Here is a 24,376-nt window from a genome sequence, read left to right as displayed (position 1 = left end):
GGGGTGTGCGTGGTTGTGCGGGGTGCGCACCGGTTCATGACCCCCGGGCTCCACCTTCGCCGCCACGAGCGGCTCCGCGCCGTGAGGTGTCTGCCGGTGCGCACCCTCGTCCGACGGGCGGCAGCCGTGGAGGCTGCCGCCCGTCGTCGTGCTCGGGCCGCCCTCAGTACACGTAGGGCCAGCCGGCGGCGTCCCAGCCGAGCAGGTTGATGCCGAGCCGGGGAGCGCCCGAGTCGGTGTAGTAGTGGTAGAAGAGCACGTCGCCGCCGGTGTCGGCGAGCACCGCTGAGTGGCCCGGGCCGTGGATCGAGCCGTGGCCCGCGAGGACCTGCGTGCCACCGCCGCTCGTGAGCGGCGTCCCGGTGCGGTCGACGTACGGCCCGGTGATCGACGTGGAGCGCCCGACGGCGATCCGGTAGGTGCTCTGCGCGCCCCTGCAGCACGCGTCGAACGAGACGAACTGGTAGTACCAGCCGCCGCGGCGCACGATGTCGGGGGCCTCGATGCCGGCGCTGCGCGACGCGATCGCGTGCAGCGCGGTGCCGGAGCGCAGGCCCGTCGCGGGGTCGATCTCGATGAGCTTGATGCCCGACCAGAACGACCCGAGGCTCAGCCACCAGCGGCCCTGCGCGTCGGACACGAGGTCGGGGTCGATCGCGTTCCAGCCGCTCGTGCTCGTCGAGCTGATCACGAGGCCGCGGTTGGTCCAGGTCCCCGCGTCGCCGCTCGGGCTCGTCGCGAGGTAGATGCCCGACGTGCTGCTGCCGAACGTCGACGCCGAGTAGTACAGCCAGTACTGACCGTCCCGGTAGGACAGGTCGGGGGCCCACAGGTCGCCCGTCGTGTGCTGCGCGGTCCAGGGCGTGCCGTTCGGGAACGCCGCGCCGGCGGCCGTCCACGCCGTGCGGTCGCGGGAGGTCTTCAGCGGGATCCCGCGGCCGGTCGTCGCGACGAGGTAGGAGCCGTCGGGTCGCTTGACGACCGTCGGGTCGTGCGCGCCGACGTCGCCGCTGATCGCGCCCGGTCCGGGGTAGGCGGCCGGCGGCGTGCCGGTGCCGCCCGTGGGGGCCGGCGTCGGTGTCGTCGAGCCCGCGGTCCACTGCTGGTTGGTCCGGCCGTTGCACGTCCAGAGCGCGACGGGCGTGCCGGCGGTGGTGCGCGCCCCGGTCACGTCGACGCACAGGCCCGAGCGCTGGTGCACGAGCGAGCCGCTCGCGCCCCGGGCGAACGTCTGGTTGGCGCTCCCGGTGCAGGTCCAGGAGATGAGTGCGGTCCCGGCGGACGTGCCCCACTCCAGGGCGTCGAGGCAGCGCGTGCCGTCGTGCGTGCGGAGCTCGCCGGCGGGCGTCAGCGTCCAGCCCTGCCCGGTGACCCCGTTGCAGTCCCAGATCTGGATCGCGGCCCCGGCGGTCGTGCTGTTGCCGCGCACCTCGAGGCACCGGCCCGACTGCACACCCACGAGCGGCGGTGCGGCGGCCTGCGCGGCCGGGGCGAGCGTGAGCAGCGCGGCGGCGGTGAGCGCGGCGGTCGCGAGGGCGGCGACGGCGCGCCGCAGGGACGAGGTGGGGGCGGGACGCCGGTCGGTGGTCGTGCGGGGAGGGGTGCCGGGCATGAGGGGCTCCTGCTCGTCGGGGACGCGCCGCAGCGGCGTCCTGTCCGCGTCCGCGACCTCGGTGTCGCCGACGTCCGCGCTGGGCGGTGCTCGATCCCGCGAGCGCCCGGTCGCTGTGCACGTGACGGCGAACCTAGGGACTCGGGAACTTTCGGTCAACGTTGTAGACGCTCTGTGGCGGGATTCTCATGGAGCAGTGACGACCCGCACCCAGCCGGCCGCACAGGGGTACCCCTGCCGAGCAGCGACGGCCAGCGCGTTCGAGTCGGCCGTCGCGGCGCGCACCTTCTGCGCGAGGTGGTCCGGCATCCATGGTGTGGGTCTCCTTGCGGGTGGTGGTCTGGCCTGCCTGGTTGGCTGGCCGGTGAGCGCCTGTGTTCTTCGGGCCTCACCGGCAGGTGCTATCGGCCACCGCAACCCGCCGGCCCCACCCAGCCACCGCCACGGCCGACCGCGCCGACGAGCTCGCGCGCTCGCAGGGCGCACCGGTAACGCGGAACCCTTCGGAGGGCGACGCGACGCCTTTGTGCTCTATAGGCACCCTGCGTACCCGACTCGGGAGTGCGCCGAGGTCTGACCGCGCTCGGGCTGACGAGGTACCGGTCAAGTCCGCGGCGCACCTTTTTCCAATCGCGCAGGATCCTTGTCACCTTCGGGCAATCGCCGCCAGGCTGGCGATCGCCAACGAACCACGTGGCACAACTCGCAGGGGGTAGAGAATGCGCCGACGGACCATTCCACTGACCGCAGCCATCGCCGCGGTCCTCATGGCAGGAACGACAGCCGCTACCGCGGCCAGTGTCGAGACGCAGGAGGTGACGACGGCCACGGTGACCGTAGGAGGCATGGTGTTCGTGCCAGCCGCGCTCGAAGGCGATGTCACGGTGCCGCAGAGCCCGACTGAGACCTTCACGGTCTCGGCGCCTGCAGCACAGTTCGACGCAGTTCTCGAGCAGCGCGTGCGTGATGCTGGAGCCCGCATCAGGAAGACGATGAACTCGCGGACCGGGATCGGAGTCGTGCGGCCCGAGATCTCCAACACCATCTTCGGGAACTGCGGCAGCTCCTACGTCATCCTGCAGAGCACGGTCTCTCAGACCCAGGGCCAGGGCTACGTAAAGGTCGGCTTCGACCTCACCGGAGTGGTTTCAGCCAGCAACTACGACACGGACGTGCTGCTGTTCAGCACCTCGCACACTGACGGATGGACCGCCCACGTGCCCGAGTCTGGCCACCTCGGCGGGGTCACACGGTGGTCGAACGACACCCGCTTCGATATCCCGAAGACCCAGAAGTATGGCGCCACCTTCATCCGGGGCGACGTGCAAGTAACCTGGCCGAACGGTCACCCGGGGAACTGCTGGACGGGCGGACCGCGCGTCGATGGCCTCCAGCTCTACAAGAGCTGACGGAGACCGAGTAACGAAGGACGAAGGGGCGCCGCAGTGAGAACAAGCAGCACGTCAAGCAACCTCGTTGTATCGACCATCAGCGGGTCAGGCTTCACTGCGGCGCTCTACGTCCGGGACCGATTCGGGCTCCCCTTTGCCCCGGATGTACCTCCCTTGGCGCCAGCGCCGCCACGCGAGGCTTCCCCGCTTGCAGGCCGGGTCACTGCTGCAGCATGGGACGCCTGGTGGTGGGCCCTCGCCGGAGCGGATGCTGGCGCCCTCGTCGCGCCAGACGACGAGACCCTCGCCACGCTTCTCGCGCAGGTCGAGCCGGAAGCGCCGACGTGGGGCGATGCCGACGTGGACGAAGCGCAGACGACTTACCGGCCGCAGTGGCTCCCAGCTCTGCTCGGCACCAATTCAGGATCCGGCCGACACGACACCGAAGTGGTACCGGTCGCGGGCGCCTGGGTCCTGCCGTTGAGTGACCGCCGACTTCTAGTCTCGGTCAAGGCCTACAGCGATCCCGATCTCATGGACGCACTGTGGCGCGCCCGGATTGCCGCCTTGCTCGGCAACTGACGCGGCTGGACCCGACCTTCAGTTGTCATACGCGCAGCCCAAGGGTCGTCTAGTTGTGATGTCCGGGGAGGTTGGTCAGCCTCGTGACCGGCGGCCGGCCGCCGATGGCGGAGTGGGCGCGGTGGTGATTGTAGAAGCGCAGCCAGCTCGGTAGGGCGCTGTTGCGCTGCTCGGTGGAGTCGTAGAAGCGCGCGTAGGCCGACGCCGAGCGGGGGTCCATGCCGACCCCGGAGGTGGCACCCGGCGGTGCGACGCGATCGCGCGTGTGACCCCGACGGGCACGCCGCCCGCTGCCGGCGCCCCGAGGTCACCCGGGCGGGACGAGCCGTCGGGCGCCGGAGCCGACCTACCGTCGAGGTGCCGACGAGACTGGGGGACGACATGGACCTGTTCGACCTGGACCGGACCGAGCACCTGAGCCGCGAGGACGCGGCCGCGCGCCTGCGTGCGCTCGCCGACTCGCTCGCGCGGAACAACTCCGTCGAGTTCGAGCGCTCCGGCAAGCGCGTCACCGTCCGCGTGCCCGACGAGGTGGACCTGACCGTCGAGGTGGAGCTCGGTGACGACGGGAACGAGCTGGAGATCGAGCTCACCTGGTGACCGGCCGCGGCCGTCGCCGCCGCCGCGAGGAGCCGCGAGGAGCGGTGCCGGACCCGCACCGGCGACCGCCGCGGTCTCGCTGCGTGGACGCCGGGGTTGCGGGGCGCGGCCCGGTCGCGGACGGTGGAACGGACCGAAGGCGCCGGTCGGGGGTCCGCACGGACCCGCCGGACCGGCGTCCTCACCGGCAACGAGAGGAGCGCACCTGTGCTCACCCTGACCGAGAACGCCCGCAGCGCCGTCGAGGACCTCACCGTCCAGGCGGGCCTCCCCGACACCGGAGGGCTCCGCATCGCGGAGTCCACGGAGCACGAGGGCTCGCTCGAGCTCGCGCTGGTCGCGGCCCCCACCCCCGGGGACGACGTCGTGACCGCGGGCGGCGCGACCGTCTACGTCTCCGCGGAGACGACCGACGCGCTCGCGGACCAGCAGCTCGACGCCGAGGGCGCCGACGCGGCGGCCGGCTTCCGGCTCGCACCGCAGCAGTAGCACCGCACGACCGGCGCGCGCCGGTGCGGACGAGGGGTGGTGCCGGGTACGGCGCCACCCCTCGTCATGTGCGCAGGCGCGCGGCCCGACGGGGTACGCCGTCATCCTCGCGACGTACCTCACGGCGCACCCGAGCCGGTCCCTGCGGGCGTCCCGGCGCTCCGTGCGCCCGCTCCGACGTTCGGAGCACACCGGACGCGACGCACCGCACCCCCGCCTCGCCGACCTCACCCCCGCCTCGCCGACCTCACCCCGCGCGAGATCGAGGTGCTGCGCTGCGTCGCCGGCGGGTGCCCGATCGGCACGCCCGCCTGCACGAACGGGTAGGCCGCCCGGTCCTTGCTGCCCCGGACGCCCGCGAGCAACGTGGGCGACGGGGGAAGCCGCCCTCCACCGACCCGGGGAGGCCGCGATGCACCGGCTCGCAGCGAAGAACAAGTACATCGGATTCCTCTTCATGAAGATCAGCCCCGAGTACTTCGCGCTCGGGCGCAAGGGGATCCACGAGGTGTCGAAGAGCCACGCGGACAGCCTCGAGAAGTTCTCCGACCTGCTGACCCACGTGGTCACGAGCGGGCTGACCACCAAGTACGACCAGGTGACGATCGTCGAGGCCGACACCCTCGAGCAGATCCACGCCGCCGCGACCGAGTTCCGCATGGGCGCGAAGGCCCAGTACATCGAGATCGTCGACATGGTGGTCGGCATCAAGGCCCCGCCCCGCAGCCACGGCGTCCGGCTCGCGCAGGCCGAGCAGCTCGAGGCGGAGTCGACGGAGTAGCGGCGACGGACGCGTCGCGGGGACGGCGACGCTCGGCTGACGGCGACCCGGCGCCACGGCCCGCCGTCGCGCCGGCCCGACGACACGCGGCGCACGGGCACGCCGGGCGCCGGCAATCCGGTTGCCGACGGCTCCGCGTCGGTGGTTGCGTGTCGCCCGTGAGCCACCCCCAGACCGCCGATGACGCCCTCGCCGCGTTCGTGCGCCCTGACCGCTACCCGCTCTCGTCGGCGTACGACCCTGCCTGGCTCGTCGCGCTGGACATGGGCCCGAACCCGCTGTGGCTGCTCGAGGACCTGTGCCACGACCTCGACCTGCGCCCCGGGATGCGTGTGCTCGACCTCGGCTCGGGACGCGGCGCGACGTCGGTCTTCCTCGCCCGCGAGCTCGGCGTCGAGGTCGTCGCCGCGGACCTGTGGATCGACCCCGCGGAGGTCACGGCCCTGCTCGACGCGGCCGGGGTCGGTGACCGGGTCCGGGCGGTCCGCGCCGAGGCGCACGCCCTGCCGTTCGAGCCCGCGAGCTTCGACGCGGTCGTGTGCGTCGACGCGTTCGAGTACTTCGGCACGTCCGAGCACTACCTGCCGCACCTCACGCGCCTGCTCGTGCCCGGCGGCCGGCTCGGCGTCGCCACGCCCGCGCTGCGCCGCGAGGTGCGCGAGCTCGGCGCCGTCCCGCCGCACGTCGACGCGTGCGTCGGGTGGGAGGCGCTCGCGTGGCACACCCCGGGGTGGTGGCGGTTCCACTGGGAGGTGACCGGCCTGGTCACCGACGTCGTCGCGCGACTGCAGGACGGTGGCTGGGACGACTGGCTGCGGTGGCAGCGTGCGGTCGCCGCGCTGCGTCCGGCGGAGCAGGGGGCGGAGGCGGGAGCCGCGACCGCCGACCCGGTGCTGACGATGCTGGAGGCGGACGGGGGCGAGCTCGTCTCCTTCACGCTGCTGTCGGCGCGCACCCCGTCCTGACCCTCGACGTCGTCACGGGACCGACCCGGGCCCTCCCTGACGGGGCCCTCGGATCACAGGTGCCGGCTCGCGTGCGCGCTGTGGTCGGGCTCGTTCGCGAGCGCGACGTCGACGACGAGGGCGCGGTGGTCCGACAGGCCCGTGTCGAGCGCCCGGCCGAGCGCGGTGGGCTCGATGGGCCCGTCGGCGAGCACGTGGTCGAGCTGCCGGTTCGGGTTCTCGAGCGGGAAGGTGTTCGTGCTCGTCAGCGGCCGCCACCGGCTCACGCGCGCGGCCCGGTCGCCCTCGAGGTTCAGGTCGCCCATGAGCACGACGGGCCGCGGGACGCCGCGCAGGTCGCGCACCAGGTGCCGGAGCTGGCGCGAGTTCCAGCCGGGGATGAAGCTGAGGTGCGTCGAGACGACCGTCATGGCGACGGGCCGGCCGCCGTCCTGCCCGGGCACCTCGATGACCGCGGCGAGGGCGGCGCGCGGCTCGTCCTGCACCATCGACGGCATGCGCTGCCCCGGGAAGACGACCGGGACCTTGCGCGTGAGCGCCGGCAACGCCATCGCGTGCCACGACAGCACCGGGTGCCGGCTCAGCAGCGCGATGCCGTAGCTCGCGGTGTTCGGCTGGAGCTCGCCGTCCGCGGCCGACCACAGGTCCGGCGTACCGGCGAGCGTCGCGACGAACCGGTGGTCCGGCGCGCCCATCGCCTCCGCCGCGACGGCCGTCAGGTCCGCGCCGTGCGAGCGCGGCTGGTCGCGGTCGACCTCCTGCAGCGCGAGCACGTCCGCGTCGAGCCGGGCGACGGCCGCCCCGAACCGGTCGAGGTCGACCTCGCCGTCCGTGAGCGACCGTCCGTGCAGGATGTTGAAGGTCGCGAGTCGCATCGCACCGATTGTTGCCCTCGCACTGCGGGCCCGCACGCCGTCGTGTAGACCCGTGCCATGCCCATCGACGATCGCGAGGCGATGCACGACGGACTGCGGCTCGCGGCCGTGGCGCTCGGCCAGGCCGAGATCCCGTACGCCCTGTGCGGCGGCTACGCGGCGTGGGCCCGTGGCGCCCCCGAGCCCGACCACGACGCCGACTTCCTGATCCGCGAGGAGGACGTCGACGTCGCGCGCGCGGCGCTCGAGGGGGCGGGCCTCGACGTGCTGGAGCCCGCGGAGGACTGGCTGTTCAAGGCGTTCCACAAGGGCGAGCTCATCGACGTCCTGTACCGGATGACGGGCGAGCCGGTCGACGACGGCCTGTTCGAGCGGTCCGACCGCATCGAGGTGCTCGCGGTGCGCATGCCGGTGCTGAGCGCGACGGACGTGCTGTCGAGCAAGCTGCGCGTGCTCGGCGAGCACTACTGCGACTTCTCCCGGCTGCTGCCCGTCGCGCGGGCGCTGCGCGAGCAGATCGACTGGGACGTCGTGCGGCGCGAGGTCGGTGACAACCCCTACGCGCGCGCGTTCCTGTTCCTGCTCGACGACCTGCGGGTGACGCCGTCCGACGCGGTGGGCTGACACCGAGCGCCGTGCCCCACGAGATCCCGTCGGCCGGCCCCGGCGAGTCCGCCGAGAGCCCCGCCGTCCGCGTCGTGCCCATGACCACCCAGCACGCGGCCGGGGTGCTCGACGTGTTCGGCGAGGGCATGCGTGCGGGGAACGCGACCTTCGAGACGAGCGTCCCCCCGTGGGACGAGTGGGACGCCCGGCACAGCGCCGAGCACCGGTTCGTCGCGCTCGACCACGTCGACGGGGTGCGCACCGACGGGGTCCTCGGCTGGGCGGCGGTCGCCCCGGTGAGCAGTCGCGCCGCGTACTCCGGGGTCGTCGAGCTCTCGGTCTACGTGGCCGCTCGGGCGCACGGTCGCGGTGTCGGCGGTGCGCTCGTGCGCGCGGTCGTGGCGAGCACCGAGGCCGCGGGCATCTGGACCGTGCAGTCCGGGGTGCTCCGGGAGAACGGCGCCTCGCTCGCGCTGCACGAGCGGCACGGGTTCCGGGTCGTCGGCGTCCGCGAGCGCATCGGGCGGCGCGACGGCGTCTGGCGTGACGTCGTGCTGCTCGAGCGCCGCAGCCCCGTCGTGGGATGACCGCCCTCGAACTCCTCATGTGCCGCCCGCACCGGCCGATGGGGGGACGGAGGTCTGTCCACGGGGATGCGGGGGTTCGGGTGCACGCGAGCGAGGCTGAGCGGGTCGAGGCGCTGCACCGGCTGGGGGTGCTCGACTCCGGCGCGGACCGGCGCTTCGACGACGTCGTGCGGCTCGCCCGGCGCCTCTTCGAGGTCCCGACGGCGCTCGTGACGCTCGTCGACCGCACGCGCACCGTCCACAAGGCCGGCGACCCCGGTGGCGTGCTGCCCCGGGAGCAGACCTTCTGCTCGACGACGGTCGCCGAGGACCGCATGCTCGTGGTCCCCGACGCGACGCTGGACCCCCGGTTCGCGGACCTCCCGCGCGTCGCGGGCGAGGAGCACGTGCGCTTCTACGCCGGGCAGCCGCTCATGGCGCCCGGCGGGCACCGGGTCGGCGCGCTGTGCCTCGTCGACGTCCGGCCGCGCGAGTTCGGCCCGGAGCAGGAGGCGCTGCTGCGCGACCTCGCGCACTGGGTCGAGGCGCAGATGGCCGTCGAGCTGGAGCTCGAGCGCGCGTCCCAGGTCCAGGCCGGCCTCCTGCCGCGCGAGGCGCCGCACGTGCCCGGGTACGGCGTCGCCGGGGCGTGCGTCGCGGCGGGCGTGGGCGGGGACTTCTTCGACTGGTCGCCGACCCCTGCCGGGCTGACGCTGAGCATCGTGGACGTGCTCGGCACCGGCCCGGCCGCGAGCATCATGGCGGCGTCGGTGCGCGCGGTCCTGCGGGCGGCGTCCCGTCAGGCGAACGTCGCGCAGGCGCTCGGCGAGGCGGGCGCGGTGCTGCACACGGACCTGCACGCGACCGGCTTCCTCGCGACGAGCTTCCACGCGCACCTCGACCGGACCACGGGCGACCTGACCTACGCGGACGCGGGGCACGGCCTCACGCTCGTCGTTCACCCCGACGGCACGAGCACCCGGCTGCTGGCGTCGGGCCTCCCGCTCGGGGTGCTGCCCGTGCCGGAGACGGCGGAGCGCACGGTCCACCTCGCGCCCGGGGACCTGCTCGTGACCTTCAGCGACGGGCTCGTCGAGCGCTTCCGGAACAGCGCCGACTCGTTCCCCGCGGTGCGCGACGGGCTGCGCGGGGTCACGTCGGCGCAGGACGCGGTCGACGCGGTCCTGCGGCTCGCGGACGCGCAGGGGCGCGGCCGGGCGGACGACGTGACGGTGCTCGCGGTGCGACGGGACGACGCGCGGGGCTGAGGCGCGACGCGCCGCTCAGCGGCTGTGGGCCGGGCGCCGGGCGTGCGGCTCGGCGGGACTCGCAGGTCAGCGGCCTGGCTCGGGCGCGACGCGCGCGTCAGCGGCCGCGGCCGTCGCGCGGAGCCCGGAGGTCCTCCCGGGAGGCCGGGTCGGGCGCCGGCGTGGACGTCGGGGTGGGCGTCGGCGTCGCGGTGGTGACGGGTGCGGGCGGGGTGCGCGGGGCGTCGAAGTCCGGGACCGTCCGGACGGTCGCGACCACCGTCTCGGTGTCGGTGAAGACGGCGGACGTCGAGCCGGGCGCGGTGGCCGGCACGCCGAGCAGCGCCCCGGCCGTGACGAGCGCCGCGACGACGAGGCGCAGCACCCGGCCCCGGGCGTCGACGGCGTCCCCGTGGTGGGGCGGGTCGCCGGCGGGCGGGTGCGCGACCGTCGCGGGACGGGGGTCAGCCGAGGAGGAGGTCATCCTGCGCCCTCCCTCGGTGCCGCGGTGGGCGGGGGGCCCGCCGGCTGTCGAGCAGCGACTGGACCTCCATGACGGCGAGCGCGACGAGCGGCGGCACGAGCATCGCGAACCGGCCCTCGGCGGAGCGGGCCCACGCGAGCACCCACCCCCAGCCCGGGTACACGTCGAGCACCACGCCGCGGACGCGGGAGAGCGGCGTCGCGTCGGGGTCGGGCGCGGGGTTGGCGTCGCCCTTCGTCACGATGAACGGGCGCTCGACGAGCTCGCCGGTCACCGGGTCGCGCGTCGGCAGCATGCGGCCCGTCGCCTCGTCCTGGCGCAGCACCGGCAGGTAGTGCAGCGCGACGATGCGGTGCGTCACGAGCGCGTCCGAGCCCGGCGGCCAGAACGACACGACCTGACCGACCCGCAGCTGCGACGGGTCCGTGATGCGCCGCATGATGACCGCGTCGCCGGCGTCGAAGCCGCCCGCCGCGGTCCCGGACATCGAGCCGGACGTCACGATGAGCACGCGCTGGTCGTGCAGCTGGAACCACAGCGGCACGAGCAGCGACACCGCGTACGCCGTCGCGCACACCACCACGACGAGCCACGCGACCGCCGCGACGAGGCGCCCGCGCCAGCTGCGCGGCACGCGTGCGAGGTTGGCCGGCGTCCACTGCGCCCGGTGCGGGGCGGGCCCCCGCGCGGTGCGGGGCCGACCGACGGCACGCACCGCGCGGGTGACGGTGGGGAACCAGCGCGCGGCCGTCCGCGTCCGGGCGGCGCCGGGGACCCAGGAGCCGCCCGCGAGCTCCTGCGCACGGGCCGCCGACTCGACCGCCTCGAGCCCGATGGCCGGGGTGCTCGCGGTGGTGGGCCGGGCGCGCGTGCCGCCCGGAGCGGCCGCTCGCGGGAGCAGCGGCGAGAGCCCCGGCTGGCGAGCCCGCGCGTGACCCGGTGGACGCGGCCCCCGGGCGCCCGGCCGGAACGCGGGAGCGGGCGTCGGCGCGGGAGCGGACGTCGGCGCCGGGGCGGGCGCAGAGCCGGGCCCGGGACCGGGCGCCGACGTCAGCCGCGGCGTGGGGAACGACGGAGGGCCGACCCGGGGCACGCCGGAACCCCGCGACCCGCCGACGGGCTCGTCGGCGGGCGCGGTCGCTCCGAACGGCCGGGTCGTCGTGCTCACGAGTTGTTGGTCGTCTGCTCCGCGTCGAACCGCAGCGAGATCGAGCTGGACGTGTCCTGGTACTCGTTGCCCGCGTCCTGCGCGAGGTCGAGGCGCACGCACAGCGTCTCCGACTCCTGCGAGGGCAGGTCCCGGTCGCCGGGCTGCGCGAGGCTCGTCGGGTCGCCCAGCAGGCGGGTCCACCCGTCGGTCGCGAGCGCGCCCGCGCCGTCGACGTGGCCGGCGCGGGCGAGCGGCTCGGCGGCGTCCGTCCCGGCGCGCGTGCACGTGACCCCGGCGTAGAGGCGGAGCTGGAGCTGCGCGGACAGGCGCGCCTGCGTGGCCTCGGCGTCGGGCGCGTGGTCCGCGGTGCCGGAGGCGGTGTCGACGTCGCTGGCCTGGTAGCGGACCGCGTACCGGTAGCGCAGCGAGCCGCCGTTGCGGACCGTGACCTCGGCGAGCACCGCGTCCCCCGGCGCGAGCCCCCCGCTCGGCACCACGAAGTCGGGGGCCGACGCGGCGAGGTCGATCGTGCCGGTCGTGATGCCGTTGCCGGCGACCGCCTCGTTGTCGGTGAACAGGGCCGCCGTCGTCAGGGCGGTCACGCCGACCCCGGCGAGGCCGAGGATCACGACCGTCGAGACGAGCCGCCGGCGTCGGGCGGCGTCGTGGCGCTGGGGGCGGGGGTCGACCATCTCCATGAGGAGCTCGTCCATCGGTCTCGGGGTGCCTTTCATCGAGGTGGGGCCGCGCGCGGTGCGGGGTCCCGGGTGGGGGTCCGGGGGGACATCGGCAGGCCGCTCGGGCGACTTGAGCGTGTCTGCACGACTTCGTGCGGGGATCGGGCGGTCTGGGCCGTTGCGGCCGGTCCTGGGCCGGTGTGCGCCGGTTCGGCAGTCCCCCGGGCTACACGGACGCCACCGGGCGCGCGGGGCTGTGGACCTCGACGACGGCGGTCGACACTGATGTCGGCGCCGGGTCGGGGAGCTCGTCGGCGGGCAGCGCCTGGGCGTAGTGGTAGCCCTGCGCCTGGTCGACGTCGAGGCTCCGCAGCATCTCGGCGGTCGCCGCGTCCTCGACGCCCTCGGCGACGACCGTCAGCCCGAACGAGTGCGCGAGGTCGACCATCGCCTTGACGACGACGCCCGACCCGCGCCCGCTCGACGGGAGGCTCGACGCGGTCAGCCCGGTCACGAAGCGGCGGTCGATCTTGAGGTGGTCGACGGGCAGGTCGAGGAGCTGGGAGATCGACGTGTTGCCGATGCCGAAGTCGTCGATCGCGACCTGCACGCCGAGCGCGGACAGGCGCTCGAGCACCGGGACGATGCGCGACGGCTCGGTGACCAGCGCGGTCTCGGTGATCTCGACCTCGAGCAGCTCGGCCGGGACGTCGTGCTCGAGCAGCAGGTCCTCGATGAGCAGGACGACGGTGGGGGACGTGACGTCGTGCGCCGAGAGGTTGACGGCGACCGGCGTCGTGCGTCCCTGGCGCTGCCACTGTGCGAGCTGGGAGACGGCGGCCGTGAGCGCGAACCGGGTGAGCTCGTGGATGAGGCCGGACTGCTCCGCGAGGGGCACGAACAGGTCGGGCGGCAGGAGCCCGCGCGTGGGGTGGCGCCAGCGGATCAGCGCCTCGTAGCCCGCGGTGAGCCCGGTCCGCAGGTCGACCTTCGGCTGGTAGTGCAGCTCGAGCTCGGCGTGCCCGTCGGCGCCCGTGCCACCCGCGTCCGGCGCAGGCCCGCCGCGCGTCCCCGGGCGCCCGGTGCTGCGCGCGCCGAGCGCACGGTGCAGGTCGCCGAGCAGCACGAGCCGCGCGGGGGAGGAGTCGTCCTCGTCGGGCGAGTACACCGCGACGCCCAGGCGGTGCGCCTTCGCCGTGTACATCGCGACGTCGGCCATCCGCATGAGCGACGTCGCGTCGTCGGCGTGCTCGGGCAGGCACGCGACGCCGATGGACGTCTCGACGTGCAACGGCAGCTCGCCGAGCACGAACGGCGCCGCGAACACCCCGCGCACCCGCTGGGCGAGCCGCTCCGCGTCCTCGACGCTGTGCACCTCGGGCAGCAGCACCGCGAACTCGTCGCCGCCCAGGCGCGCCACGAGGTCCTCGTCGCGCAGCACGTCGCGCAGCCGGGCCGCGACCTGCTCGAGCAGCTCGTCGCCGCGGTCGTGCCCGAGCGAGTCGTTGATGTCCTTGAACCGGTCGACGTCGAGCAGCACGAGACCGACGCGGGTGCCGTCCTCGTGGGCGCGCTCGATGGACCGGCCGAGGCGGTCGGCGAGGAGCCGGCGGTTGGGCAGGCCGGTGAGGGAGTCGAGGAGCGCGAGGCGCGCGTTGTCGAGCGCGGAGCTCTGCAGCCGGCGGGACGCGGTCAGGACGGTCCGGAACAGCAGGAGCCACAGGATCACGAGGCCCGCGACGACGACGACGGTGACGGTGCGGCTCCCGTCGCGCAGCGCCGCGGTCGTCGCCGTGTGGTCGAGCACGACCTCGGCGGCACCGAGGACCTGCCCCTCGACGGTCATCGGGGTGTAGACCGACAGGACCTCGCGCTGCGTGCCGCCGAGCGCGCCGCCCCGGACGTCGGTGACGACCCGCGCGTCGGGCGTGGCCTTGCGGGTCGCGGCGTCGAGCCGGTCGCCGTCGGGGAAGCCGGTCGAGGCGCTCTCGGAGTCGTAGAGCAGGTTGCCGTCGAGCGTCCAGAGGCGCAGCGAGACGAGGCGGCCCTCGTAGCCCGCGAGCTCGTCCTCGAGGCGGGCCCGCTGGTCCGGGCCGAGCAGCGCGAGCGTGAAGGACTCCGCGTCGACCGCACGCCCCGCGTAGACCGCGACGGTCTGGGCGGCGTCGACGCCGTCGCGCAGCGCCTGGCGCTGCAGGACACCGGAGATCGTCACCACGAGGGTCGTCCCGAGCGCGAGCATGGCGAGCACGCTCACGACGGCGAAGTACCGGGTCAGGGACCAGCGGCGACGGGCGGGAGGCAGGGTGACCTCGCGGGGGCGGGACGGGGCGGCGGGGGACGCACGAGCCCCGGGGGGCGGGGCTCGTGGCACACAGTAGGGGAGCGGAAGGGACAATTGTGAGATTCTCCTCATGTGACGCGCCGTTCCCTGGACGGACGTCCGGGTTCACCCGGCGCGGCCCCGCGCTTTCACCCCGTCGGCCGCAGCCCGTGCCCGGTACCGCGGGTAGCGTCGGACGGAGGAACAGCCTCACTGCGGCCCCTGCGGCCGCGTCCATGGACGGACACCCGATGCACGAGCTCTCCCCCTGCACGGTCCGCGCGGCGGACGACGACGTGACCGTCGTCGGCTTCGTGCGCACGTTCGACGGGGACACGCTGACCGTCGGCTCCGAGGACATCGTGCGCGGGCTCGCCGCCGGTCGCGACGTGACCGTCCAGGTGCTCGACGAGGTCCGCGGCGAGTGCCTGTACGCCGGGTTCGTCTCGCGCGTCTCCGGCGACCAGGTCGACGTCGCCGACCTCGACCTCGTCGCGACCCTGCAGAAGCGCGAGGTCGCCCGCGTCCGCACGTCCGTGCCGTGCCACGGCGTCGTCACCCGACCCGCCGAGGTCTTCCTCGACGGGCTCGACGAGGCCGACCGCGCTCCGCACCCCGGCGGCGACCACGGGCTCGACTTCACCGTCCTCGACATCAGCGCGCACGGCATGCGCGTCCTCGCGCGCGACACCGTGCCCGTCGGCAGCGTGATCCGCTTCGAGTTCCCCGAGCTCGACCAGCCGTTCCTGCTCGCGGCCGTCGTCGTGCGGGTCCAGGAGTCCCGCACCGGCATGCACTACGGGTGCCGGTTCGAGGGCACGACCGCGCGCGAGGCCGACGCGCTGTTCGGCTACGTCATGCGCACCCAGGGCGCCCAGCGCCGCGAGCGCCTGCGCATCTGACGGCGTCGCGACGACGAGCCCCCGCTCCGGCCGCGGTGGTCGCCGGGCGAGCCGCGTGAGCGACCGCTCGGCGCGGTGCGCGGCCCGGACGGGCAGAGTCGGCCGCACCACGTGCCCCGGCCCGGCGCCCGACCTACAGTGACGCGGGTGCAGCCCGCCCCGCCCGACCGCTCCGCGCCGCCCGACCGCTCCGCGCCGCCGGACCAGCAGCGCCGCTGGGTCCCGGCCGACGTCGTGCGCGTCGCGGGCGTGCTCAGCGTGCTCGTGGCGCTGACGTTCGACGCTGTCGCCGTCGCGCTCATGCTGCTCGTGCTCGGCGGGCTCGTGGTCCCGCGCCTGCTGCGCGTACCGGGCGGGCTCGACGTCGCGTACGGCACCGGGCTGCTCGTCGCCGCGTGGAGCGGGATCCTCGACGTGTACGAGGCCGTCGCGTGGTGGGACCTCGCCGTGCACCTCGTCGTCACCGGGCTCGTCGCGGCCGTCGCCTACCTCGCGGTCGTGCGGCTCGGCGCGGCGCTGCACCCCGCCGACGCCACGACGCGCGCGCAGCGTGCCGGCGTCGTCCTGCTCACCGTCGGGCTCGGTCTCGCGCTCGGCGTGCTGTGGGAGATCAGCGAGTGGCTCGGCCACACGTACCTCGACGAGTCGATCTACGTGAGCGAGGCCGACACGATCGGGGACCTCGTGGCCGACGGCCTCGGGTCGGTCCTCGCGGGCGTCGTGCTGGTGCGCCGGGGCGCCGCGTCCTCGACCTCCTCGACGAGCGAGCGCCCCAGCAGCTCCGCGGCACGGTCGCCGGGCACGGCCCGGTCGAACAGGAACCCCTGACCGCTCGCGCACCCGACCTCGCGCAGCGCCTCGAGCTGACCGACCGTCTCGATGCCCTCGGCGATGACCTCGAGCCCGAGCGCGCTGCCCATCGCGATGATGGCCTTGACGAGCTCGCGGCTCTGGCTGCCCTCGAGGATCTGGCTCACGAAGGACCGGTCGATCTTGAGCGCGTCGACCGGGTAGCGGTGCACGGTCTGCAGGGACGAGTGCCCGGCCCCGAAGTCGTCGATGTGCAGGCGCAGCCCGGCGGCGTGCATCTGGTCCATGAGGTGGTGCGCGAGCTCGGGGCGCCGCATGATGACGCCCTCGGTGACCTCGAGCGTCAGGGAGGTCGCGTCGAGGCCCCAGCGGCGCAGGCACGCCAGGACGTGCTCGACGAGGCCCGCGTGCCAGAACTCGCGGTCCGAGATGTTGACGCTGACGTTGACGGGGCCCTCGTAGGTCTCGCGCCACTGCGCCACCTGCCGGCACACGTCCTCGAGGATCCAGCGCCCGAGCCGCACGACGAGCCCGGTCTCCTCCATGAGCGGCAGGAACTCACCCGGCCCGAGCAGCCCGCGCGTCGGGTGGGCCCACCGCACGAGCGCCTCGAAGCGGTGCACGTGGCCCGCCGCGAGGTCGACGATCGGCTGGTAGTGCACGGCGAACTGCTCCTCGTCGAGGGCCTGCTGGACCTCGGCCTGGAGCCGGACGTGGTGGACGGCCTCGTCGTGCATCGCGGCGTCGAAGTAGGACAGCGTGCCGGGCTCGTGCGACTTGGCGTGGTACATCGCGGTGTCCGCGTCGCGCAGCACGTCCTCTGCCCGCTCGTAGCTCACGGCCGACGACGCGATGCCGAGGCTCGCGGTGACCCACAGCGCGTGCCCGTCGATCTCGACCGGCCGCGCGAGGCTCTGCTGGATGCGGCGGGCGACGCGGGGGACCTGCTCGGGGTCGATGCTGTCGAGCAGCACCGCGAACTCGTCGCCGCCGAAGCGGGCCGCGGTGTCCTGCGGGCGCAGCACGGACCGGATGCGCTCGCTGACCGCACGCAGCAGCTGGTCGCCGACCTGGTGGCCGAGGGAGTCGTTGACGACCTTGAACCGGTCGAGGTCGAGGAACACCACGGCGAACGGCACCTGCGCCTCGACCCACCGCTCGACGCTCGTGGTGAGCCGCTCCAGGAACATCCGCCGGTTCGGCAGGCCGGTCGCGGCGTCGTACAGGGCGTTGCGGCGCAGCTCCTCCTCGAGCTGCTTGCGGTCGTCGATGTCGGTGAGCGAGCCGAGGATCGTCCGGGCCTGCCCGAGCATGCCGCGGCTCGTCACGGGCATCGCACGCGCGAGCATCCAGCGGTAGCCCTCGCGGTCCGGGCCGCGGAACCGGTACTCGATCTCGGCGTGCGGGAGCGTGCCGTCGACGACCCGGAGGAGCTCGGCGCGGAACCGCTCCCGGTCCTCCGGGTGCACGCCCTGGAACCAGAGGGCCGGCATGTCGACCTGGCCGGCGCGCTGCTCGGCGGGGAGCCCGAGGAGGTCGGAGCAGCGGTCCGAGAACGACATCTCGCCGCTCTGCGGGTCCCACTCCCACAGGCCCTCGTTCATGGCCCGGGCCAGCAGCGCGTACCGCTCCTCGGACGTGCGCAGCGTCTCGGTGAGCTGCTCCTGCTCGAACGCCGCGCACAGCAGCGCGGCCCAGTGGTTGTAGGTGTCGCGGCCCGCGGACGTGTCGATGGGGCCGACGACGGCGAGCGTGCCCCAGTCGGTGCCGTTCGCCCGGACCGGCATGAGGTAGGTGACCTCGCCGCGGCTCGCGTCCGCCGCGCCGACGAGCTCGGCGGGCGGGAACTGCTCGGCGCGCACCGCGTCGCCGACCCGCACGGAGCGCACGACACCGGAGGGGTCGTGCAGCCCCTCGACGACGAGCCGCCCGTCACGCCAGCGCGCGAGCACCCCGACGCGCACGTGCGAGCTCGCGAGCCAGCGCAGGCGACCCGGGTCGTCGGTGCCGTGCCCGAGCAGGCCCATGCCGATCTCGTACTGCTCCTGGTTCGCGCTGCGGAGCTCGTCGACGCGGCCGACGTAGAGGCTCGTCTGGATCCGCCAGAGTGCGGCGGACGCGCGGCTCCCGATGCTCTCGACGAGCCCCCGCACCGCGGAGCCCGGCCCGTCGAGTGCCCCGACCCGGTCCTGCACGTAGCGCGTGAGCGCGTCGTCGACCCGCTGGAGGACCTCGGGCCGGTGGACGTGCGCGGACAGCGGCCCGAGCACCGCGGCGACGCGGTCGTGGTCGGGGCGCTCCCCGGTCGCGACGACCTGGTCGACCACCGTCGCGAGCGCGTCGAGCGTGGCCTGCACCGCGTACCGCGCGTCGACGAGCGGTGAGCCCGCGACGAGCACCGCGTTGAGCCGCGACTCGAGGGCCTCGAGGGCCTCGGCGGGGCTGACCCGTTCGCACCGCGGGAGGTCGTCGGTCGCGGCGCACCCGCACGACGCGCGCGCGACGACCTGCGAGGGCGGCGCGTGGCCGGCCGGCTCGGGGCTGCCGCCGCGCAGCTCGTCGAGCAGGAGGCGCCCCGCGAGCGCCCCGATGCTGTCGAAGCGCTGGTTGACGGTCGTGAGCGTCGGGCTCGTGAACGCGCCGGCCTCGACGTTGTCGAAGCCGACGACGGCGAGGTCGCGCGGGACGCTCACCCCGGCGGCGACGACGGCCGGGACGAAGCCGAGCGCGTTGCGGTCGGTCGCGAACATGAGGCCGGTCGGCCGGTCGCCGGACGCAAGGAACACCGCCGCGGCCTGTGCGCCGCCGTGCTCGACGTTGTTGGCGACGGGGTAGAAGTGCGCGGGGTCGGCGACGAGCCCGAGCTCCTCGACGGCGGCGACGTACGCGTCGTACCGCTCGACCATGTCGGGCTGGGCGAGGCAGCCGACGAAGCCGATGCGGGTGTGGCCGTGCTCCGCGAGGTGGCGCACCGCGTCGCGGGTGCCCTGCGCGTTGTCGGGCATCGCGACGGGCGCGTCGAACCCCGGGATGCGGTTGCTCGTGAGCGTCACGGCCTTGCCCGCGGCGCGCACCTCCTCGAGGTACGCGCGCGGGACGGCGGCGGAGACGGAGACGACCGAGTCGACGTGGTCCCACGCGAACCGTGCCGTGAACGGCGGCGGCTCCACGGCGTCGTCGTTCATCAGCCCGGCGTCGAGGGTCTGCGCGACGACGACGCGGCGCCCGGTGCGGCCGAGCTCCCGCGTCACGCCGGCGAGCACCTCGCCGAAGTAGTCGCCCGTGGCCCACTGCGAGAGCACCAGGACGGCGTTCGGGGTGGTCACGGCTCTCCTCCGGGTCGCGGGCGCCCGCGTCGTGCCGCGGTGCAGCCGTCCCATCGGCCGGCCGGCGCAGATCCTGACGAGTCGGGCGCCGCCGACCTGCCCGGCTGGTGGACGGTCCGCCGGGTTCACCCTTCGGCGGCGTCGTGCGACCCCGTGTGGCGTACGTGACGCGACAGACACGCACGTAAACGGCCCGCATGAGGCACACTGGGTGGTGCGATGCGCGCAACCAGCGCGTCCGACGTCGTGGAGCACCGGCGGGTCTCGAGCAGTCGAAACCCCGCAGAGCCGCCGCGAGCCCCGACCTCCTCCACCGCCGGAAAGGCGCCCCCTCATGACCTTCTCTGCTCTCGGCGTGCCCGAGTCCCTCGTCTCCGCCCTCACCGCGCAGGGCATCACCGCCCCGTTCCCGATCCAGACCGCGACCCTCCCGGACACGCTCCAGGGCCGCGACGTCCTGGGCCGCGGCCGCACGGGCTCGGGCAAGACGCTCGCGTTCGCGCTGCCGATGGTCGCCCGCCTCGCGGCGTCGACCGGAGCGCGCCGCGCCGCCCGCCCCCGTGGCCTGATCCTGGCCCCGACGCGCGAGCTCGCCACGCAGATCACCGCGACGCTCGAGCCGCTGGCCCGCGCCGAGCGCCTCAGCATCACGACGATCTTCGGCGGCGTCTCCCAGAGCCGTCAGGTCAGCGCGCTCAACGGCGGCATCGACATCCTCGTCGCGTGCCCCGGTCGCCTCGAGGACCTGCTCAAGCAGCGCTGCCTCACGCTCGACGGCGTCGAGATCACCGTGCTCGACGAGGCCGACCACATGGCCGACCTCGGGTTCCTGCCGGGCGTCAAGCGGATCATGGACCAGACGCCCAAGCGCGGTCAGCGCATGCTCTTCTCGGCCACGCTGGACAACGGCGTCGACCAGCTCGTCAAGCGCTACCTGAGCAACCCCCTCACGCACTCGGTCGACTCCGCGGAGTCCCCGGTCGCGAAGATGACGCACCACGTGCTCGCCGTCCCGGACGCCGAGGCCAAGCGCCTCGTCGTGCAGGAGCTCGCCTCGGGCACCGGGCGCCGCGTGCTGTTCATGCGCACCAAGCACCAGGCGAAGAAGCTCGCCAAGCAGCTCACGAGCGCGGGCATCCCCGCCGTCGATCTGCACGGCAACCTCAGCCAGCCGGCGCGCGAGCGCAACCTCGAGGCGTTCTCGAGCGGCTCGGTGCGCGTGCTCGTCGCGACCGACATCGCGGCGCGCGGCATCCACGTCGACGACGTCGAGCTCGTCGTGCACGTCGACCCGCCGGCCGAGCACAAGGCGTACCTGCACCGCTCCGGCCGCACCGCTCGCGCCGGGTCCGAGGGTGTCGTCGTGACCGTCATGCTCCCCGAGCAGGCCGGCGACGTCCGCACGCTGACCCGGCAGGCCAAGATCAACGTCCAGCCGCAGCCGACCCGTCCGGGCTCGCGTGTCGTCGCCGAGCTCGTCGGCGAGGTCGCCGCGCTCGTGACGCCGACGGCGGCGTCGCTCGGGATCACCCCGGCGCCGGGTCAGCCTCGTCAGTCGAGGGGGAGCGACTCGCGTCCCGCCGGTGGCGGCAACGGTCGTCGCCGTGGTGCCGGTGGTGGCGCGGGCGGCGGCGGTCGCGGTCGCGGTGCCGGTGCCTCGACGGGCGGCCAGGGTGGCGCCCCGGCGTCGGCCGGCGGCCGCAGCCAGGGTGGCGGCTCGTCGCGCGGCGGTCAGCCGGCCCGCCCGGCCCGTGCCGGTGGCGGCGCCCGTCGCGGCGGCGGCAGCACCTCGGTGTACTCGACCTCGACCGGCGGCGCGACGAGCGGCGCGGTCGCGATGTCGATGGCCGGGAACCGCCGCTCGCGCTGACGCGCACCCCCGCTCCACCTGAGGCCGCCGACACCTGGTGTCGGCGGCCTCGGTCGTGCGTGCCGACGACCGCGGCGCCTGTCCCTGGCCAGGCCGACCGGGACGCGCGCCTGCACGCCGACCGACCGGGACGCGCGCCTGCACGCCGACCCGGGTGTAGCCACGCGGCTGACCGTGCGCGAGAGTGCCGGGAGGAGACCTCGACGGTTCGCGTCGACCCCGACCTCGGCCCCGCCTCCCCGCCGGCGTCGCCGTCCTCACCCCAACCTCGACGTGGCCGCCGGGCGTTCTCTGTGTACGAGCCGTGAGGGGAGGACCGGTGCCCAGACCGTGGGAGACGCTGCTGGACCAGGTGGTGCGTGAGCGCTACCCGCGTCTGGTCGCGCACGCGACACTCGTGGCCGGAGGGTCGGCCGACGCGCAGGACCTCGTGCAGGAGGCCCTCATCTCCGCGTTCTCGGGCCGCGCCCGGTTCGCCTCCCTCCCGCAGGCCGAGGCCTACGTCCGCCGGGCGATCGTCTCGCGTGCGGTCGACGCGTCCCGCCGGCGCGGACGTGAGTCGCGGGCGCTCGAACGTGCGGGCTCCCAGTCCCTCCCAGGGGCGACCGTCGTGGAGGAGCGCGGGCCGGGCGCGGACGTGCTCCGGGCCCTGGGAACCCTGAGCCCGCGCGAGCGCGCGTGCGTCGTCCTGCGGCAGATGGAGGACCTCTCGGTGCAGGAGACCGCCGACCTGCTCCGCGTGAGCCAGGGCGCCGTCAAGCGCTACACCGCCGACGGGCTCGCGCGCCTCGGCGCCGCCCTCGGCACGACCACCGCACCGACCGTCACGGCGACGGTCACGCTCGTGCCGGAGAAGGAGGCGCACCATGAGCGGTGACCTGGACGACCTGCTGGCCCGCACCGAGGACGCCCTCGCCCGCGCGGTCGAGGAGCCCGAGGCCGCGGTGCTCGCACGCGTGCGCGGTGCCGTGCGCCGGCGCCGGGCGGTACGGCACGCGGGTGAGACGTTCCTGGGCGTCGCGGCCGTCGCCGTCGTCGGCACGACCGTGTGGTTCGGGATCGACCGCGACGCGCCGGCGCCTGCCGTGACGTCCGTGCCGAGCCCGTCGGTTTCGAGCTCCCCGAGCCCGACGCCCACCCCCGCGCCGACGCTCGCGCCGACCCCCGCCGCCGAGGTCCCCGCTCCCGACGCGGGTCCCGTGACCCGTGCGGAGCAGATCGACGACGCGACCGTGGTCGCGCGGATCGCGGCGCCGAGGACGGGCGAGGTGTGGACCGGGGTCGTCCCCGCCCCGCCCGACGTCCAGGCGATGCTGTCGCCCGATCCGTTCACGTGGACCGTCTACCACGTGGGCCACCGCGGCGACGCGCAGATCTACTCGGCGGTCGACCTGTCGATGATGGAGCACGGCGGGGCGATGGTCGTCGCCGTCTTCGAGGTCGACGCGGCCGGCGCGCGGACGGTCTCCTGCCCGAGCGCGCGCGCCGGCGACCCGTGCGCCGAGCGGATGGAGCTGGGGTGGAGCACGCACGACCCGGAGACGTTCTACGACTCGCTCACGCTGCCGCAGCACCTCGCGCTCCCCGGAGGCTGGACGCTGACGACCACGCACTCCCTCGCGCGCGCGAGCGCCCCGTGGCAGGTGTTCGGCACACGCGACGCGTTCCTCGACGGCGCGCCGCCGGTGCGGGTCCTGCGTGACCTCGGTGCGCTCCAGGTCGTCGAGGTGACGCGTCCGGACGGGCCGCCCGGCTTCACGAACCTGTCGTACGGCGTGCAGACGCCGCTCGGGTCGGTGTTCGTGCTCGACCCCGCGGACGCGCCGGGAGGTGACCACGCCGCGATCACCTGGGACGACGGCACGACGCCCCCGCCGGCGCCGCGCCCCGGGACGCCGCACACGATCGGCGCCCTCTCGCACCTGTGCACGGGCGGGTCGTTCTCAGTCGAGGACCAGCACGACCCGGCCGGGTGGCGTCCGGCCGGCCGGACGCCGGACGGCGTGCGCGTGCATCTGCCGGTCGAGGGGGGCAACGACGTGTCGCGGCTCGTGCGGGACTGGCAGGAGGAGTGGTCCACGAACGTCGACGAGACCACCTACGAGTGGCTCACCGGCGCCGCAGCCGGCTACCCCTACGCGACCGACGAGGCGTTCCTGGCGTCCCGCGCCCTGTACGCGGTGGAGGCCCCGGGCGGGCAGTGGCAGCTCCGGCTGCGGACGGACGCGGCGAGCGTCGTGTACGAGTGCGGCTGACGGTCCGGACGCCGGGAGTGCGACGCACCCCCGGCGCAGTACGCGATGCGCCCGTGCCGGTCGTGGAGCTCCCCGGTCGGGCGGTCCGGGTCCAGGAGCGCGAGCCGTCCGCACGCCGGCCTCGGCCGCCCGGGTCGCGCCCCTCCCCGCGACCGCCCTACCGGAACGCCGAGGGCGGAGCGCCGACGTCCGCGAGCGGGCGGTGCGAGCGGGCCCGGCGGCGCGCCCCGACGACGAGTGCGACGACGAGGGCCACGGCCGCGACAGCGAGCATGACGAGCGTGCGCGTGCTGCTCCCCGGGGTCTCGCCGTCGACCCACAGCCACGCGACGCCGAGCGGCAGCAGCCCGGCGATCGCCCAGGCGAGACGCTCGCCGGCGCCGGGCGGGCGCAGCGGCACCGCCGGGTCGGCGGTGCGCCGGCGGCGGGCGTCGAGGTCGACGAGGCCCGGGGCGGCGGAGCGGTCGACCGGGACGCGGGCGAGCGCCTCACGCAGCAGGACGGAGTCCGGCTGGCGCAGGGCGATCTCGACGCGCCGGCCGTCCGGGTCGCGCGTCAGCAGCACGTGCGCGTCGCCCACGCGCTCGCGGAGCCCCGAGGGCCGGTCGCCCTCGACGTCCAGGCGGCCCGGGGACTGCGCGAACCCGCCGCGCCCGGTCAGGTGGGGGACGCCGTCGCTCACGACGACGTGCACGCGGCGGAACCGCTGCGGGTAGGGGTCGTCGCCGCGCACCCACCCGTCGAAGCGCCTCCACTCCCCGGCGTCGAGCCGGCGGCGGACGTACCGCCGGTGCAGCGCGAGCACGACGAGCCCGAGGGCGAGGCCGACGAGCTGCCAGGCGATGTCCCCGAGCGTGCCGTCCAC

The 24,376-nt window shown here is 74.9% G+C and carries 21 protein-coding genes and 2 pseudogenes; 14 read left to right on the top strand and 9 right to left on the bottom strand.

Features of this window, described 5'->3' with window-relative positions; genetic code table 11:
- Positions 1-163: 163 nt before the first annotated feature.
- On the bottom strand, positions 164-1,612 hold the full coding sequence (locus ACWFNE_RS10125; RefSeq protein WP_452122292.1) for a family 43 glycosylhydrolase: 1,449 nt from the start codon (positions 1,610-1,612) through the stop codon (positions 164-166).
- 719 nt (positions 1,613-2,331) lie between these two features.
- Here ACWFNE_RS10125 and ACWFNE_RS10120 point away from each other — a divergent pair.
- Both ACWFNE_RS10120 and ACWFNE_RS10115 read left to right on the top strand, forming a co-directional pair.
- Positions 2,332-3,021 carry a hypothetical protein gene (locus tag ACWFNE_RS10120; RefSeq protein ID WP_452122291.1) on the top strand — a complete coding sequence of 230 codons (690 nt, stop codon included), beginning with the start codon at positions 2,332-2,334 and terminating at the stop codon, positions 3,019-3,021.
- A 36-nt stretch (positions 3,022-3,057) separates the two neighbouring features.
- Complete coding sequence (locus ACWFNE_RS10115; protein ID WP_452122290.1) at positions 3,058-3,585, top strand: hypothetical protein; 528 nt, start codon at positions 3,058-3,060, stop codon at positions 3,583-3,585.
- 49 nt (positions 3,586-3,634) lie between these two features.
- Here the strand turns inward: ACWFNE_RS10115 and ACWFNE_RS10110 are convergent.
- Positions 3,635-3,784: pseudogene (locus ACWFNE_RS10110) on the bottom strand (integrase core domain-containing protein); the annotation flags it as partial.
- Positions 3,785-3,942: 158 nt separating this feature from the next.
- Between ACWFNE_RS10110 and ACWFNE_RS10105 the strand changes: the two are divergent.
- From ACWFNE_RS10105 to ACWFNE_RS10090, 4 genes are all read left to right on the top strand, one after another.
- Positions 3,943-4,185, top strand: coding sequence for an amphi-Trp domain-containing protein (locus ACWFNE_RS10105; RefSeq protein ID WP_452122289.1), 243 nt, complete (start codon positions 3,943-3,945; stop codon positions 4,183-4,185).
- A gap of 207 nt (positions 4,186-4,392) precedes the next feature.
- Positions 4,393-4,674 carry an adhesin gene (locus tag ACWFNE_RS10100; protein WP_452122288.1) on the top strand — a complete coding sequence of 94 codons (282 nt, stop codon included), beginning with the start codon at positions 4,393-4,395 and terminating at the stop codon, positions 4,672-4,674.
- Between the two features lie 412 nt (positions 4,675-5,086).
- On the top strand, positions 5,087-5,455 hold the full coding sequence (locus ACWFNE_RS10095) for a hypothetical protein (RefSeq protein WP_141372230.1): 369 nt from the start codon (positions 5,087-5,089) through the stop codon (positions 5,453-5,455).
- A gap of 158 nt (positions 5,456-5,613) precedes the next feature.
- Entirely contained in the window at positions 5,614-6,420 is an 807-nt protein-coding gene (locus ACWFNE_RS10090; RefSeq protein WP_452122287.1) for an SAM-dependent methyltransferase, read from the top strand.
- A 53-nt stretch (positions 6,421-6,473) separates the two neighbouring features.
- Here ACWFNE_RS10090 and ACWFNE_RS10085 read toward each other — a convergent pair whose 3' ends face one another.
- Positions 6,474-7,295 (bottom strand): endonuclease/exonuclease/phosphatase family protein, encoded by an 822-nt coding sequence (locus ACWFNE_RS10085; RefSeq protein WP_452122286.1) that lies wholly within the window; start codon positions 7,293-7,295, stop codon positions 6,474-6,476.
- 57 nt (positions 7,296-7,352) lie between these two features.
- Between ACWFNE_RS10085 and ACWFNE_RS10080 the strand changes: the two genes are divergently transcribed.
- From ACWFNE_RS10080 to ACWFNE_RS10070, 3 genes are all read left to right on the top strand, one after another.
- The gene (locus ACWFNE_RS10080) at positions 7,353-7,919 is read left to right on the top strand and encodes a nucleotidyltransferase family protein (RefSeq protein WP_452122285.1); all 567 of its coding nucleotides are present in this window, start codon (positions 7,353-7,355) and stop codon (positions 7,917-7,919) included.
- An 11-nt stretch (positions 7,920-7,930) separates the two neighbouring features.
- Entirely contained in the window at positions 7,931-8,488 is a 558-nt protein-coding gene (locus tag ACWFNE_RS10075) for an N-acetyltransferase family protein (protein WP_452122284.1), read from the top strand.
- Between the two features lie 80 nt (positions 8,489-8,568).
- Positions 8,569-9,735, top strand: a complete 1,167-nt coding sequence (locus tag ACWFNE_RS10070; protein WP_452122283.1) for a PP2C family protein-serine/threonine phosphatase — start codon at positions 8,569-8,571, stop codon at positions 9,733-9,735.
- A gap of 97 nt (positions 9,736-9,832) precedes the next feature.
- On the opposite strand, the gene ACWFNE_RS10065 is transcribed toward ACWFNE_RS10070, so the two are convergent.
- The 4 genes from ACWFNE_RS10065 to ACWFNE_RS10050 form a co-directional block, all read right to left on the bottom strand.
- Positions 9,833-10,198 carry a hypothetical protein gene (locus ACWFNE_RS10065; protein ID WP_452122282.1) on the bottom strand — a complete coding sequence of 122 codons (366 nt, stop codon included), beginning with the start codon at positions 10,196-10,198 and terminating at the stop codon, positions 9,833-9,835.
- Positions 10,179-11,366, bottom strand: a complete 1,188-nt coding sequence (locus ACWFNE_RS10060) for a signal peptidase I (RefSeq protein ID WP_452122281.1) — start codon at positions 11,364-11,366, stop codon at positions 10,179-10,181. Before ACWFNE_RS10060 ends, ACWFNE_RS10065 begins: the two co-directional genes overlap by 20 nt.
- Positions 11,363-12,061, bottom strand: a complete 699-nt coding sequence (locus ACWFNE_RS10055) for a TasA family protein (RefSeq protein ID WP_452122280.1) — start codon at positions 12,059-12,061, stop codon at positions 11,363-11,365. Before ACWFNE_RS10055 ends, ACWFNE_RS10060 begins: the two co-directional genes overlap by 4 nt.
- Positions 12,062-12,251: 190 nt before the next feature.
- Positions 12,252-14,282, bottom strand: a complete 2,031-nt coding sequence (locus ACWFNE_RS10050) for a putative bifunctional diguanylate cyclase/phosphodiesterase (RefSeq protein WP_452122279.1) — start codon at positions 14,280-14,282, stop codon at positions 12,252-12,254.
- Between the two features lie 317 nt (positions 14,283-14,599).
- Between ACWFNE_RS10050 and ACWFNE_RS10045 the strand changes: the two genes are divergently transcribed.
- Complete coding sequence (locus tag ACWFNE_RS10045; RefSeq protein ID WP_452122278.1) at positions 14,600-15,250, top strand: PilZ domain-containing protein; 651 nt, start codon at positions 14,600-14,602, stop codon at positions 15,248-15,250.
- A gap of 147 nt (positions 15,251-15,397) precedes the next feature.
- Positions 15,398-16,078 (top strand): hypothetical protein, encoded by a 681-nt coding sequence (locus ACWFNE_RS10040; protein ID WP_452122277.1) that lies wholly within the window; start codon positions 15,398-15,400, stop codon positions 16,076-16,078.
- Between the two features lie 38 nt (positions 16,079-16,116).
- Here the strand turns inward: ACWFNE_RS10040 and ACWFNE_RS10035 are convergent.
- Positions 16,117-19,245: pseudogene (locus ACWFNE_RS10035) on the bottom strand (EAL domain-containing protein); the annotation flags it as partial.
- A gap of 475 nt (positions 19,246-19,720) precedes the next feature.
- Between ACWFNE_RS10035 and ACWFNE_RS10030 the strand changes: the two are divergent.
- From ACWFNE_RS10030 to ACWFNE_RS10020, 3 genes are all read left to right on the top strand, one after another.
- Positions 19,721-21,256 carry a DEAD/DEAH box helicase gene (locus ACWFNE_RS10030; protein ID WP_452122276.1) on the top strand — a complete coding sequence of 512 codons (1,536 nt, stop codon included), beginning with the start codon at positions 19,721-19,723 and terminating at the stop codon, positions 21,254-21,256.
- Positions 21,257-21,575: 319 nt separating this feature from the next.
- Positions 21,576-22,133 carry an RNA polymerase sigma factor gene (locus ACWFNE_RS10025; RefSeq protein WP_452122275.1) on the top strand — a complete coding sequence of 186 codons (558 nt, stop codon included), beginning with the start codon at positions 21,576-21,578 and terminating at the stop codon, positions 22,131-22,133.
- Positions 22,123-23,511 (top strand): hypothetical protein, encoded by a 1,389-nt coding sequence (locus ACWFNE_RS10020; RefSeq protein ID WP_452122274.1) that lies wholly within the window; start codon positions 22,123-22,125, stop codon positions 23,509-23,511. The genes ACWFNE_RS10025 and ACWFNE_RS10020 overlap by 11 nt, the downstream gene beginning before the upstream one ends.
- 157 nt (positions 23,512-23,668) lie before the next feature.
- Here the strand turns inward: ACWFNE_RS10020 and ACWFNE_RS10015 are convergent, their stop codons facing one another.
- Positions 23,669-24,376 (bottom strand): hypothetical protein, encoded by a 708-nt coding sequence (locus tag ACWFNE_RS10015; protein ID WP_452122273.1) that lies wholly within the window; start codon positions 24,374-24,376, stop codon positions 23,669-23,671.

The sequence above is a fragment of the Cellulomonas sp. NPDC055163 genome, assembly GCF_053607065.1.
This window is presented reverse-complemented; position numbering and strand designations above follow the sequence as displayed.